This window comes from Hwanghaeella sp. 1Z406 (genome assembly GCF_048892425.1).
Lineage (GTDB): Bacteria > Pseudomonadota > Alphaproteobacteria > UBA8366 > Aestuariispiraceae > Pacificispira.
The window spans coordinates 1-13,208 of sequence record NZ_JBLZHU010000005.1 but is presented as its reverse complement, the minus strand read 5'-3'; the positions used below and the strand labels follow the sequence as shown (position 1 = coordinate 13,208).

Genomic DNA, 13,208 nt, shown 5'->3' with positions numbered 1-13,208 from the left:
CGTTAGGTCTCCCTTATGAACCTGTCGTCCCAATTGACTTCAGGGTCTTCCCTGTCGCTGAGTCGAAGAAATGACAGCGACCATTGCCCAATTGCATACCAACGTGATCACCGCGTGTGATCTTGTCATTGCGGGCAATCAACACACGAAGCGACGTTTCCCCATCGCGACATAACAACAGAGTCTGGGCGCCCATCGGCTCAACCAGATCGACGCGCATCTTGAAGGGCGCGTCCGTATGCGGCGGGGTCGAGACAATCTCCAAATGCTCGGGGCGAACGCCAAAAATTCCCTTTGTTCCAGGCGTCAGCCCATTCGAGTCACCCTTGGGCACCACAAAGCAGAAACCATCCCCGGCGATACACAACCCGCCATCCTTTTCGATCACCGTCGCAGAAACCTGATTCATTTCTGGTGATCCAATAAAGCCAGCAACGAACAGGTTTGCCGGGTTGTCATAGACCTCCAAGGGGGCTCCGACCTGCTGCATCTCACCGTCCTTCATCACGGCGATCCGGCTGCCAAGCGTCATGGCCTCGACTTGATCATGGGTCACATACAACATGCTTTTGCCCAGTCTGGAATGCAGGCTGCCGATCTCTTCGCGCATTTTAACGCGCAGTTTTGCATCCAGATTGCTCAGCGGCTCGTCCAGTAAAAAAGCGTCTGGATCACGAACCAGTGCCCGCCCCAGGGCCACACGCTGGCGCTGACCACCCGACAAATGCTTGGGCTTCCGATGCAGCAAATCTGTCAGGCCAAGTATTTCGGCGGCCTCCCGGACCCGTCGCTCCGCTTCCTGCTTTGGGACCCCACGCATGCGCAGCCCAAAGTCCAGATTCCCATAAACATTTTTATGGGCATAAAGCGCATAGTTCTGAAACACCATCGCGATATTGCGATCTTTCGGATCAAGCCTGGTGACATCACGACCGCCAATCAGAATCGTGCCGGACGTCGTTGTTTCCAGACCGGCAACCATCCGTAACGTGGTTGATTTTCCGCACCCGGATGGGCCGACAAAGACCATCAACTCACCATCGTCAATCGACAGATTCACCTTGTCGACAACAGTCATGTTGCCAAATTGCTTTGTTACGTCCTGCAGTTCAATGGATGCCATAATGTGCCCTAACCAATCTCGAAGCCGGTGCGACCGATACACAATCTCGTATGCTTACAGGCCCGCATGCTTACAGTATTGCTCATGAAGTATGCTCGCTGATCTTGTACTCAGACCGTGCCAACCAATTCGGCTCAACCTCAAAGCCCCATCCGGGTTCTTCCCCAACGGTCGCCATTCCATCTTCAATCTTGTAGGGATCGTTCCTCAGAACACCATATTGCCAGGGATAGAAATCCGCCTGCTCAATCGAAAATTCCAGATATTTCCCAGCATTGGGAATGGCGCGCAAAAGGTGCATGGTAAACAGCGTGACCAGGCCCAGATTGGCCGAATGCGGGGTGACCGACATTCCCGCCTCTGCCGCCATTTTGCAGACCTCCATCGTGCGACACATACCCCCAAGATAGAGGATATCAGGCTGCGCGATATCAACGATTTTGCGTCCAGTTATTTCCTTCCAGACAACAAATTCACAATCCTGTTCGCCGCCAGTTACATTCAGGTCCAGTGTTTGGGTAACTTCTTTGGTTTGCTCCAGTTCCCAGTACAGGCACGGCTCTTCGAAATGTTCGACGCCGTTCTGCTCCAGCATCCGGCCGATCTCAATCGCGCGCTTGGGGGAAAAACCGCTATTAGCATCTGCCAGAAGCGACACTTTATCCCCCAGCGCTTTGCGGATGGTTGGGGCCATGGCTTCGCTGCGGCCTGGATACACATCAACGTCATGGCCGTATTCATTGGCGACCCGAAACTTGAACGCATCAAACCCGAACTCATCGCGCAGTTTAAGGAAACGTTGGGCTTCATCTTCAGGGGAAATGCTGCGTTTCATCGACGACGCATAGGCGCGTAATTTTCCTGGTGTTCCGCCCAGCAGCACCGTGACCGGAACGCCAGCAATCTTACCGCGAAGGTCCCAAATCGCGGTGTCCAACCCTCCCAACGCCCGCTTCAAATAGGCACCAGGAAACTTATGCTCCCGCTCCGGCACAAGGGTTAAAAGCTGTTCCAGGCTATCGGTATCCTGCCCCAAAGCATGCGGCGCAACCTGGCGGTGGAACACTGTCGCGGTGATATCGGAATTATAGGTGGAGAATTGCCCCCAGCCCTGATTACCAGCCTCATCTGTCACAACCAGAAAACCGACAAAACGGTTACAAAATGTCTCTAACTTTACAATTTTCATTTCCATCCCCACCAAAGGTCCTTTTTTAAGACCTCAACCCATACACAGAGCTAATTGCTTTTTTCTTAGGAAAAGTATTTGCCACTTGCTTGCCCAACACAAGTGAAGTTTTATGGCGCTTAGGCATAATTAAAATTGGGTCTCAAATGAGTTATCGGCTTCCCCCACTCAACTGGATTCGGGCTTTTGAAGCCAGTGCGCGGCATAGCAGTTTTGCGGCTGCCGCCCGCGAATTGAACCTGACTGCAACCGCAATCAGTCATCAAATTCGGTCCCTGGAACAGCAGATTGGGCACCCCTTGTTTGAACGCCGTGCTCGGAGTGTGCGGCTGACGGGGATGGGCGCGTCCTACCTGCCAGAAGTCCGTGAAGCCTTGGAACGCCTGTCTGCAACGACCGTAAAGCTGTTTGGACTTGGCACCGGCTCTGTCTTAACCATCAGTGCGCCCCTGTCCTTTGTGGCCCTGTTTCTAGCCCCCCGAATCGCGAACTTTCAGGCGCTCTATCCGCAGATACCAATACAACTCTATTCCCTCGTCTGGGCAGATGCTCTGGCCGACGAAACGACAGATTTGGACATACGGTTTGGATCTGGAAAATGGCCCGGATATTCTGCAGAACGATTGATGCAAGATCACTCCGTGATCGTCATCCAAAAGTCTTTGGCGGAAAAATGTAAGCGGGATGCTTCCAAACTTCGCGAAATTATCGCGAGTTCAGCCTTAATTCACATCGTGGGATATGAGGATCATTGGAAAAAGGCTTTTGAGATTTTGGGATTGGAAGATCCATCGATCCCAAGATCATTGCGGGTCGATAACTCCTTGGCCGCGTTAACCCTGGTCGCCAATGGGGCCGGTGCTGCAATCGTGTTGCGCTCCCATGCGATGGCCGCCGCCGAGACGCTGCCACTTGCCATGCCATTCGATTTCCCGCTGCCCATCGAAGAGGCGCATTATTTGTTAACGCCCCATAAACGGAAAATTGCAAAACCTGAAATGGTTTTGTTCAGATCGTGGTTGATTGATCAAATTCAATCGATTTGATCCAGATGATTGATCTCAACTGGAGGCTAGGCTTCAACCCTTCGAAATGATCTCCGATGCCTGAACTGCCAGCATCATCACCGGCACATTCAAATTCCCACTAACGATATTGGGGAAACTGGAGGCGTCGACGACTCTCAACCCGTCTAGACCGCGCACCCTTAATTCTGAATCCAAAACACTGGCCTTGGGGTCCAGCCCCATCGCACAGGTGCAACTGGGATGGTAGACAGTTCCCGTCCGTTGCCTGATATCTTGCAACAAATCCGAACGCGATTGCACATCAGGGCCCGGCACGATCTCTGACTCCGTAATACCAGAGAAGGCTTTTGTTGCAACCAGTTTCCGTATGAATTCAACGGCCTCCAGCATTTCATCCAAGTCTTCTGATGCACTATAGGCGCGGGCATCAATCATCGGGGGAGCCAAAGGATCGGCGCTGTTGATCTGAATGCTGCCCCGGCTTTTCGGGCGGATGTTGGACAGGCCCAGCGCAAATGCCGGAAACGGATCGGGCGCAAGCAACGGTCGGGCCTGTCCCCGGCCATTCAGTGTGGTGATCAATTGCAAATACAATTGCATGTTTGGCAGGGGCCGGTCTGGTGATGTCTTAAAGAATGCCCCCCCCTGATTAACAGACAGGGAAAGGGGGCCAGACCGTGTCAGCAAATACCGCGCACCATTCCAAAACCGCCGAATGATGGGGGAAAGTTCCTGATTCAAGGTTGGGACCTTGGATCGGAAATAGTAGTTCAGTCCGACATGGTCCTGAAGGTTGGCCCCAACATTGGGGTTATCGACACGCACATTGATGCCCAGTTTTGACAAATGACCTGCATCACCAATTCCTGACAGTTGAAGCAGTTTCGGTGACTCAATGGCGCCCGATGCCAGAAGGACTTCCTTGCGGGCGACCAGATTTACTTGCTCACCATTTCGCTGAACCACAATGCCGGTGCATCGATTTTCAGAGAAGATTAAACGCAGCGCCTGGGTTCGTTTCAGCACTGTCAGATTTGGTCGGCGCATTGCCGGGCGCAAGAAGGCATCAGCGGCGGAAACGCGTTTACCGCCTTGCGTATTAATTTGGTACAACCCGGCGCCTTCCTGACGCTCTCCATTGAAATCCGGGTTACGAGGAACACCAGTTTCCGCACAGGCATCCAGAAAATTCTGGGTAATTGGATGGGAGGCCTCTTTAATGCTGTGAATGGGAAAAACACCGCCAGAATTGCGCCATTCATTCGCGCCCTGATCATTGTCATCCAATGTACGGAAGCACGCTGCCATCGCATCGGGGCCCCATCGGGTATCCCCGGTCGCCGCGGCCCAATCTTCATAATCTTCTGCGCGTCCGCGAATACAGACCAGCGCATTAATCGAACTGGATCCCCCCAGAACTCGCCCTCGGGGCCAATGGCTCGTCCGGCCATCTAAGCTGGGATCAGGCTCTGTTGTGTAACACCAGTTAACAGCCTTATCATAGAACAGACGACCGTAACCGATGGGCGTTGATATCCAGAAAGAACTGTCCGCGCCCCCGGCTTCGACGACGATTACACGGTTGTTCGGATGGGCGCTTAACTTTTCGGCCAGGACACATCCAGCCGACCCTGCCCCAACAATTATGTAATCCGCCTCCATAAAGACACCCCCCCTAAGCCTACACCGAATATCACATCAGGCAGACTTTTATGGCGTCTCCAGGGAAAAGCAAACGAAGGAAAATGGGTGTAAGGGATAAGTTTTTTTGCCTCTTAAGAGGATTAGCAGAGCGTCATCGGACATGTTTCAGATTATCTGGCTGAGACACCGACCTAAGTTTTGTTCTTGCGAATTTGACTTTGGGGATTCATGCCAATCGAGTGATGAGATAATCCGCAAGATGGCCTGCGGGCTCATTTGTTTCGGAAAACTCGTGATACAGGACCAGGTCCACGCTGGGCAGTGCGGGCACCCCATCAAATCCTGAACAGATCCTCAGACCTGCGCCGACGGCGGGCCGGGTGAGAACTGTGATTGCCAAGCCTGCTTGCACCGACGCCAATAGACCGGCGATGCTTTCACTTTCACAGGCAATCCGCCAGGGTCTACCATGTGCTTCAAGAGCAGCGATTGCGTGATCCCTGTATAAATTACCGGGCGGCAACATCGCCAAAGGCAGCGGTGACCTGGAATGAGCCGTGCTGTTCTCGCCCGTTACAAAATGCAGTGGTTCAGCCCTTAGAAATCGACCGGGTATGTTATCTGGCATTTGGGTGGCGAGGACCAGATCCATCCGTCCCGCCGCATAGTCTTTCAACAATGGAACGGTCAGGGCGCATCTCAAATCAATCTGAACTGTCGGATAGGCACGACCAAAATCTGCCAGAATGTCTGGCAGAAAAAAGCTCGCATAAAGATCCGGGCTTCCCAAAACAATGCGACCCGTCACCTCTGGTCGTGCAAACCGGCTCAACGCCTCATCATTCAGGCGAAGGATGGCCCGACAATAGCCAAGAAGAATCTCTCCCTCTGAGGTAAGGTCACTGGGCCTTCTTGTTGCCTTGAACAAGGGCTTTTGCACCAGTTCTTCCAACCGTCGCAACTGTTGGCTAACCGCAGGCTGACTGACATTCAGGCGCCTGGCGCTGGCTGTAACGCTGCCAGACTCCACAACGGTAGAGAAGGTTCGAAGCAAGGACAAATCAAGGTTGCGATAAGACATAATTATAAGAATAGCTTATATTTATATTAAAGAAAAATAATTTCTTTTTATGAAATCCGACTGTTAAGGTTTTTCCAAAGTCAGACATCCCCTCCACCTGAAAGCGGAAAGTTAATCCTTAATGGGTACCGAGAAAGTCACGCGCGGCGAACCAATCAACACAGTCTTAACTGGCCCCCTGGTATGGCGCGCCGCTGACCTGAAAGAGGATGATTGGAAGTTTTGCCTGGACGAGGCATGTCTGAATGAAATCGAGTTGGCCGTTGCCCATCACAAAAGTCATCGTCTGCCAATAGAGCTGCTGGATGCCGGTCGATTTGACATGCCCTGCTGCCAGATTGTGATGTCTAAAGTGCGAGAAGCGCTTGTCGCTGGATGCGGATTTGCCCTGGTAGACCGATTGCCAATGGATCGGCTTCATAGCGAAGACGCAAAATTATCTTATTGGTTACTGTCTTCCATGATCAGTCGTCCGGTGGCTCAAAAGCTGGATGGCACAATGATCTATGATGTCCAGGATACAGGCAAAAAGGCCGTCGCGGGATCAGGTGTTCGACCGGATAAAACGAATATCGACCTTACCTTCCACAATGATAATTCCTACAACAACCCAATGCCTGATTTTGTTGGTCTGTTGTGTTTGAAGCCTGCAAAAAGTGGGGGCGTCAGTCGGGTGATGAGTTTTGAAACGGCCCACAATGCACTGTTGAAGCGTGATCCTGATGTGCTGCCGCGTCTCTATGAGCCGTTCATTTTCGACCGTCAAAGAGAGCATTTGGAGAATGACCCTCCTACGATTTCAGAGCCGGTCTTTATCAACAAGGGAGGCCTCACCGCGCGGCTGGGCATTCATCAGGTCAGGAATGGCTATGAGATGCAAAATGCGGAAATGGACGAGTCCACCCGCAAGGCAATATCGGCGCTGGAAAGGGTGTTTGCGGATCCAGATCTGCAGTTCCATTTTACAATGTCCGCCGGCCAGTTCCAATATGTGAACAACAAGGTCATCGGTCATAGCCGGACAGAGTTCGAAGATTTCGAAGAACCAGAAAACAGGAGACATTTGATACGACTGTGGATGCGTGATGTAGGGGATCGATCCTACACCGGTTAAAACCGTCAGCACCAATGACTGACGGAGCGTCATGGAGAGGCTTCGGCCTTCTGGGATAGAAATTACCAATGCGGGCAATAAACGCTGCGGATCATGGGGTCCGTAAGCCTGGATATTTTCCAGAAAGGATTGCCTGTCTGTGTTGATGGTTGAACAGTTACAAAAGAGTTTTGGTGGTGTCGCGGCACTGGATGGTTGTTCCTTCAAGGCCGCAGAGTCGCATATCACCGCCATTATCGGGCCGAACGGTGCGGGTAAATCCACATTGCTGAATTGTATCAGCGGTGCAACCAAGCCGGATTGCGGTCGGATTACATTGTTCGATAACAATGTCACCGGTGAAAAGCCGCATCGGCTCGCCCGTGCCGGCCTTGCCAGAACGTTCCAGATTTCACGCGAGCTTTCCAGCCTGACGCTTTTAGAAAACGTTCTTCTGGCGCAGCAAAGTCAATCCGATGAACACTTTTTTGCCCCTATTTTTCTGCGCGGTCGAATCCTGAAGGAAGAAAAAGAAGCCACACAGCGCGCGATGCAACTGCTGACCCGTGTCGGCCTGGAACGGCTGGCAGATGAAACCGCCAGCGTCCTGTCAGGGGGGCAGAAGAAGCTTCTGGAACTTGCCCGCGCATTGATGCTGAACCCCAGGGTCGTGCTGTTGGATGAGCCCGCTGCAGGCGTCGCCCCCCCGATGGTTCAGGTCCTGATTGAGGTTATCAAAGGCCTGCAGGGCAAGGGTGTCAGCTTCATCCTGGTCGAACACAACATGGATATGGTTGCCGCGTTGAGTGACCACGTCGTCGTTATGGCTGAAGGAAAAAAACTTGTTGAGGGCACCTTCAAAGATGTGACCAGCGATCGCAGGGTTGCAGATGCGTATCTGGGGGGTGTGCTGTGACGGCGCCCTTGTTGATCGCATCAGATTTGCGCGCAGGATATGGCGGTGATGACATCGTCAACGGCGTCAGCCTGTCGGTGGTTCCAGGAGAAATATTCACCATCATTGGCCCGAATGGTTCTGGAAAATCCACCCTGATCAAGGTGCTGGCCGGGATCGTTCCCATTCGGAAAGGCGCCATCACGCTGTTTGGGAAAGATGTGACGACGTTCAAGGCACCCCAGCGTGTCGGTGAGGGCATGGCCTATGTTCCTCAGGAATTCAATGTATTCCGGAATATGACAATTGCGGAAAACCTGAAGCTGTCGACAGAGTTTCTAGGGCTCAGGGGGCGCGCCGGTTACCTGGAACGAGAGCGCGTTCTGGAACTGTTTCCAGACATAGCAAACCGACAGACTCTTTTGGCTGGAAACTTGAGCGGCGGGCAACGGCAAATGCTGGCTTTTGCCTGCGCGCTTATATCCTCTCCCGATATCCTGCTGCTGGACGAACCTTCCGCAGGTCTTTCACCAAAGCTGGTAATCGAGATTTTCGACAAGGTCAAAGCCGTCAACAATCTGGGCACAACCGTGATTATGGTCGAACAGAATGTGGCCATGGCCCTGCCCTATTCAGATCGCGCGCTGGTCCTGGTCAATGGATCGGTCCGATATCAATCCGATGCAAAAACACTGCGCGAACGAGGTGATCTGCATGAACTATTTCTTCGGGAGTCATAAGACGTGGGTCAGCTGATTATCAATGGTTTGGGAACGGGATTGATCATTGCACTACCAGCAATGGCCCTTTCGCTGACATTCGGGATTTTACGGTTCCCCAATTTTGCGATTGGCGCAATGTTGACCATGGCGGCATATATGGCATGGAGTTTCAACACACTTCTGGGAATGTCCCTGATCCTAGCTGCCGCCCTGACACTCTTGCTGTTCCCGCTGATCGCCCTGATCTGTGACCTGTCCGTTTTTAAACCTTTACGGACCCGGGGCCCCGTCACGTTGTTGGTGGCCAGCATGGGCCTGTCCTTTGTTTTGGAAAATATTTGCAGGCTGTTCTTTGGCAATGATGCACGCAGCTTCGAAATACCGTTGGCGCGCCCCTATCGCGTTATGGGACTGCGGATAAATTATGAGTTGCTGGTGACCGCCGGGGTCAGCATCAGTGCCATGGCAATGGTCTATTTCATTCTTCAGCACACCTCTCTGGGGCGGGCGATGCGGGCCGTGGCAGACAACCCAAACCTGGCCGCAGCCCGTGGCATTGATGCCAATTGGGTTATTGGTGCCACCTGGTGCCTATCTGGAATGCTGATCGCCGCGTCTGGTGTTTTGATCGGCATGGACCGTGCGATCGACCCACAATTGGGGTGGAATTACATCATCGTCTGTTTCGCTGCAGCCATCCTGGGCGGTCTTGGCAGTCCTGTAGGGGCCGTCATTGGTGCCCTGACTTTAGGTATTGTTGGGGAACTGGCGACACTGATCGTCGATCCAAATTATCGCAGCGCCATTGCCTTTATGGTCGTGGCCCTGGTCCTGCTTGTGCGTCCAACAGGCCTTCTGGGGCGGCGGGAGATCGTCAAATGATCGGATATCTGACAACAATCATGACCCTGGTCTCTATCGCAGTCCTGATCGCCATGGCCTTGAATGTCCAATGGGGCATGTGCGGTATGGTCAATTTCGGATTGTCAGGCTTTGTCGCGCTGGGTGCCTATACAACGGCAATTCTGATGCTGAATGGCACAGGCGTTTTCGTGGCAGTTGCCGCCGCGATTGTGATCTGTTCCGTGATGGGCGCGCTGTTATCGCTGATATCCCTCCGATTATCGGATGATTATCTGGCCATCGTCACGCTTGGCTTTGGAGAAGTGATCCGTCTTATCACGCTGAATGAGGCTTGGTTGACCGGCGGCGCACTTGGATTGCCGGGCATTCCCCGCCCTCTGGTGGATGTCATTGGAACCGATCATTACGAGAAATTTTATCTGGCAGTCTGTGTTCTGGTCGTTCTTGTTGTGTTTGCTGGCCTTGAACTGGCAACCCGCGCGCCATTCGGGCGGGCATTGCGCGCCATTCGCGATGATGAGGTAGTCGCCGCAAGCCTAGGCCGGAATGTCCTGCTTATGCGGGTGAAGGCTTTCGCGATCGGGGGCGGAATTACCGGTATTGCGGGATCTCTGCAGGCGTTCCAGTTCAGTTACATTGATCCCAGCCAGTTCAGTGCCATCATGACCGTCTATGCCTTTATGGCTGTTATCGCCGGCGGGCGCGGGTCGCATTCGGGCCTTATTCTGGGTGCCTGTTCCATCATGGTGCTGCTGGAAGCAACCCGCTTCCTAAAGGATGTCATCGACATTCTGGACAACAGTCAGATTGCAGCAATCCGCCTGATATTGATCGGGGGCGGCCTGATCCTGCTGTTGATCTACCGCCCTCAGGGTTTGGTCCGTGAATATCGAGCCACCGCCCCCACGACCCCCACCCATTTGCCAAATGACCGGAAGGATCAACCATGACCCGTATCAGCCCTATGCCTTACGAAAACTTGCCGCCGGATGCAGGGGCCGTGCTGAAAAAATACGGTACGGAATATGGACCATTCAACAATCAGGCCCAGGTTCTGGCCCATGTTCCCCCAACACAGCATCTGGCCGCCATGCTGATGGAATTGAAACAGCGCCAGGGCATTACCTGGCGTTACATTGAACTTGCCGTCGTCTGCGTCTCAAAACTGAATGCCTGCGATTACTGCGTCGCCCATCATTCACCGCATTTGCGGGTAGATGGCATTTCAGAAGCCGGAATCGAGACATTACTGGACTATCAGGAGCATCCGGAGCTGAGCCCTGTCGACAAGCTTGTCGTCGAATACACAATCGCTGTTACCAACACACCTGGGCGTATCCGGGATGCGATGTTTGACCGACTTCGGGCGGAATTCACCGAGGCGGAAATCGTCGAACTGACACTGCGCATCGCCCTGTGTGGCTTCTTCAATCGCTTTAACGATGCCTTGATGCTGGAAATCGAACCAGAACTTACCCAGGCGCCAACCTGATAACCCATTCCATGTACCTTCCCTACACTCAAACAAAGGAATAGCCGATATGAAGACCAAAGATGTTTTCCTTTCCACTCTCAGCCGCCGTCACCTCTTGAAAACGGGCGTGGCAGTTGCCGGTGTCGCGACCCTCTCAACGCCTTTCATCCGACCCTCCTGGGCAGCGGAAGGCCCCATCAAAATCGGTATGGTTATCCCCTTCACGGGATCCACGGGTGCCTATGGGCCCGAAATGGAGAAAGCTGCAAAACTGGCGGTTGATACCATCAACAAAAATGGTGGATTGCTGGGCGGACGGATGATTGAGCTCTTTATCGAGGACTCAGAATCCAACCCGACAGCCGGTGCAGCAGCGACTAAGAAGTTGCTGGAAGTGAATGATGTGAATTGCATCATTGGCTATTGGGGCAGCCCGATTGCCATGGCGTCCAAACAGCTTCTGATTGATGCGAAAAAAGTAATGATGATCAGTTGTGCAGCCAATGCCGTGACAGAGCAGGAACATGGCGGTTTGATCTGGCGCTTCCAGGCCAAATCAACCCAATGGGGCCCGGTTGGTGGCAAAATCCTGCTACAGCGCGGCCATAAGAAAATATCGGTTCTGTCACAGCAGAACCCTTTCATCGATAGCATGATTGACCCGTTTGTTGCGGAAGTAAAAAAGGGCGGCGGCGAGATCGTAGACAATCTCACCTATCTGCCGGAACAACCCTCTTATCGTGCGGAAGTCGAAAAGATTTTCAGCGCGGAACCAGATGCCGTTTTCATCCCCGGCCTGCTGACGGATTTTTCTTCGATCATGAAAGAAGTCTATCGCGGTGGCTTTACCAGCAAGATTTGCTCGCTGTCGATTGCAGCAGATGCAAATGGCCGTTTCCTGGAAAGTGTTGGTGCGGAAGTCGCGGAAGGCATCGATCACTACCAACCGGCGCCACCACTGAAGAGTCCTGTTTACAAGAAGTTTATCAAAGATATGGGGGAACCTGAGGATACGGTATTCCTCTTTGCCGGAAATGCCTTTGATCAGGTGTGGACCGCCGCACTTGCTATCGAGAAGGCGGGAACCGACGAAAGCGCGGTCTGGACAAAATCCGTCCCCGAAATCGCCAATCCTCCTGGGGCACTGGTCAGCGACGGGATCGAAGCATTAAAGATGCTGCGGGCCGGTGAGACGATAGCCTATGTCGGTGCCGGCGCTGATTGTGATTTTGACAGCCAAGGGGATCAGCTGAATCGCCACTTCCTCCACCGCGTCATCAAAGACGGCAAGAACGAGTTCGTGCAGACACTTTCATAAACATGTGATTGTAGAACCAACCTTAAAACAAGAGCCGACGCTTTTCATAAAGCGTCGGCTTTCGTTTACCTGTGGTGTCTCAATCGCTGACTGAGATGCCAGAAAATCTAAACCTTCTTCCACTCTCTTGGACTCGATTCACAGTTTCGTAAATCGGGGGAATGAAGACCGAGGCAAAGCCGTGGAGCGCAGGGAGGGCTTGTCGGGGCCTTGCTATGCAGCAGGCCGTCGCACCGAAAATCGAATGGATCAGTTCGAACAAGTCTTAAGACAGCGCCTCGTAGTATTTTCCGATGGCCGAAGAAAGATCAGTGTTGGCACTGAAACCGAGATCGTGTTGTGCCCGCTCTGGACTTAGAATACCTGAATAGTTGACACTCGATCCGAGATAATTCAGCCCGTCACCAATAGAGATTTCAGCGTTCGGATAATATTGCCGAACAGCCCTGGCAACATCGTGCAGAGTATACCCCCTACCTGTTGCGATATTGTAAATACTATTCGGTAACGTTGGGGCCAATAAGGCCGCTACGACCCCCCGTGCGGCTTCCTGAGCATAGATCATATCATCGACTTGATCACCGCCAACAGGAATGGTCACCGGCTCCCCGTAAAACGGATTCTCGATTAATTTGCTCAAGGCGCCGAAACGGCCATGCCGTGTGGTCTTGCCCGGCCCAAAGATGGTTGAGAAACGAAGGGCAGCGAATTCCATATCGGAGATTGCTGCAAATGCCTCGCCAAACCTCTCTCCAATGATTTTGCAAAGATCATAGG

The 13,208-nt window shown here is 52.8% G+C and carries 13 protein-coding genes; 8 read left to right on the top strand and 5 right to left on the bottom strand.

Annotation, left to right across the window (positions count from 1 at the left end):
* Positions 1-13 precede the first annotated feature (13 nt).
* Both ACOSDR_RS11215 and ACOSDR_RS11210 read right to left on the bottom strand, forming a co-directional pair.
* Complete coding sequence (locus tag ACOSDR_RS11215) at positions 14-1,123, bottom strand: ABC transporter ATP-binding protein (protein WP_420731287.1); 1,110 nt, start codon at positions 1,121-1,123, stop codon at positions 14-16.
* A gap of 82 nt (positions 1,124-1,205) precedes the next feature.
* On the bottom strand, positions 1,206-2,312 hold the full coding sequence (locus ACOSDR_RS11210; protein WP_420731286.1) for a mandelate racemase/muconate lactonizing enzyme family protein: 1,107 nt from the start codon (positions 2,310-2,312) through the stop codon (positions 1,206-1,208).
* A 146-nt stretch (positions 2,313-2,458) separates the two neighbouring features.
* Here ACOSDR_RS11210 and ACOSDR_RS11205 point away from each other — a divergent pair, with 146 nt between their 5' ends.
* Positions 2,459-3,358, top strand: a complete 900-nt coding sequence (locus ACOSDR_RS11205; RefSeq protein WP_420724974.1) for a LysR substrate-binding domain-containing protein — start codon at positions 2,459-2,461, stop codon at positions 3,356-3,358.
* Between the two features lie 33 nt (positions 3,359-3,391).
* On the opposite strand, the gene ACOSDR_RS11200 is transcribed toward ACOSDR_RS11205, so the two are convergent.
* Together ACOSDR_RS11200 and ACOSDR_RS11195 are read right to left on the bottom strand one after the other, a co-directional pair.
* Complete coding sequence (locus ACOSDR_RS11200; protein WP_420731284.1) at positions 3,392-5,002, bottom strand: GMC family oxidoreductase; 1,611 nt, start codon at positions 5,000-5,002, stop codon at positions 3,392-3,394.
* Positions 5,003-5,210: 208 nt separating this feature from the next.
* Positions 5,211-6,065 carry a LysR substrate-binding domain-containing protein gene (locus tag ACOSDR_RS11195; RefSeq protein ID WP_420724976.1) on the bottom strand — a complete coding sequence of 285 codons (855 nt, stop codon included), beginning with the start codon at positions 6,063-6,065 and terminating at the stop codon, positions 5,211-5,213.
* Positions 6,066-6,186: 121 nt separating this feature from the next.
* Here ACOSDR_RS11195 and ACOSDR_RS11190 point away from each other — a divergent pair, with 121 nt between their 5' ends.
* The 7 genes from ACOSDR_RS11190 (at position 6,187) to ACOSDR_RS11160 (ending at position 12,431) form a co-directional block, all read left to right on the top strand.
* On the top strand, positions 6,187-7,179 hold the full coding sequence (locus ACOSDR_RS11190) for a TauD/TfdA family dioxygenase (RefSeq protein WP_420724977.1): 993 nt from the start codon (positions 6,187-6,189) through the stop codon (positions 7,177-7,179).
* Between the two features lie 145 nt (positions 7,180-7,324).
* Positions 7,325-8,074 carry an ABC transporter ATP-binding protein gene (locus ACOSDR_RS11185; protein ID WP_420724990.1) on the top strand — a complete coding sequence of 250 codons (750 nt, stop codon included), beginning with the start codon at positions 7,325-7,327 and terminating at the stop codon, positions 8,072-8,074.
* On the top strand, positions 8,071-8,793 hold the full coding sequence (locus ACOSDR_RS11180; RefSeq protein ID WP_420724978.1) for an ABC transporter ATP-binding protein: 723 nt from the start codon (positions 8,071-8,073) through the stop codon (positions 8,791-8,793). The genes ACOSDR_RS11185 and ACOSDR_RS11180 overlap by 4 nt, the downstream gene beginning before the upstream one ends.
* Before the next feature lie 3 nt (positions 8,794-8,796).
* A complete protein-coding gene (locus ACOSDR_RS11175; protein ID WP_420724979.1) occupies positions 8,797-9,657 on the top strand; it encodes a branched-chain amino acid ABC transporter permease in 861 nt (286 codons plus the stop codon).
* Entirely contained in the window at positions 9,654-10,589 is a 936-nt protein-coding gene (locus tag ACOSDR_RS11170) for a branched-chain amino acid ABC transporter permease (protein WP_420724980.1), read from the top strand. Before ACOSDR_RS11175 ends, ACOSDR_RS11170 begins: the two co-directional genes overlap by 4 nt.
* Positions 10,586-11,131, top strand: a complete 546-nt coding sequence (locus tag ACOSDR_RS11165; RefSeq protein WP_420724981.1) for a carboxymuconolactone decarboxylase family protein — start codon at positions 10,586-10,588, stop codon at positions 11,129-11,131. Before ACOSDR_RS11170 ends, ACOSDR_RS11165 begins: the two co-directional genes overlap by 4 nt.
* Positions 11,132-11,180: 49 nt before the next feature.
* Positions 11,181-12,431: an ABC transporter substrate-binding protein gene (locus tag ACOSDR_RS11160; RefSeq protein WP_420724982.1), complete on the top strand. Its 1,251-nt coding sequence runs from the start codon at positions 11,181-11,183 to the stop codon at positions 12,429-12,431.
* A gap of 265 nt (positions 12,432-12,696) precedes the next feature.
* Here the strand turns inward: ACOSDR_RS11160 and ACOSDR_RS11155 are convergent.
* Positions 12,697-13,208 (bottom strand): NAD-dependent epimerase/dehydratase family protein (locus tag ACOSDR_RS11155; RefSeq protein WP_420731282.1); only part of this gene is annotated, 512 nt, incomplete at its 5' end.

Excerpts from the sequence above, each read along its gene's own strand:
- ACOSDR_RS11215 (WP_420731287.1), bottom strand. The coding sequence starts at position 1,123 with ATGGCATCCATTGAACTGCAGGACGTAACAAAGCAATTTGGCAACATG.
- ACOSDR_RS11210 (WP_420731286.1), bottom strand. The coding sequence starts at position 2,312 with ATGAAAATTGTAAAGTTAGAGACATTTTGTAACCGTTTTGTCGGTTTT.
- ACOSDR_RS11205 (WP_420724974.1), top strand. The coding sequence starts at position 2,459 with ATGAGTTATCGGCTTCCCCCACTCAACTGGATTCGGGCTTTTGAAGCC.
- ACOSDR_RS11200 (WP_420731284.1), bottom strand. The coding sequence starts at position 5,002 with ATGGAGGCGGATTACATAATTGTTGGGGCAGGGTCGGCTGGATGTGTC.
- ACOSDR_RS11195 (WP_420724976.1), bottom strand. The coding sequence starts at position 6,065 with ATGTCTTATCGCAACCTTGATTTGTCCTTGCTTCGAACCTTCTCTACC.
- ACOSDR_RS11190 (WP_420724977.1), top strand. The coding sequence starts at position 6,187 with ATGGGTACCGAGAAAGTCACGCGCGGCGAACCAATCAACACAGTCTTA.
- ACOSDR_RS11185 (WP_420724990.1), top strand. The coding sequence starts at position 7,325 with ATGGTTGAACAGTTACAAAAGAGTTTTGGTGGTGTCGCGGCACTGGAT.
- ACOSDR_RS11170 (WP_420724980.1), top strand. The coding sequence starts at position 9,654 with ATGATCGGATATCTGACAACAATCATGACCCTGGTCTCTATCGCAGTC.
- ACOSDR_RS11165 (WP_420724981.1), top strand. The coding sequence starts at position 10,586 with ATGACCCGTATCAGCCCTATGCCTTACGAAAACTTGCCGCCGGATGCA.
- ACOSDR_RS11160 (WP_420724982.1), top strand. The coding sequence starts at position 11,181 with ATGAAGACCAAAGATGTTTTCCTTTCCACTCTCAGCCGCCGTCACCTC.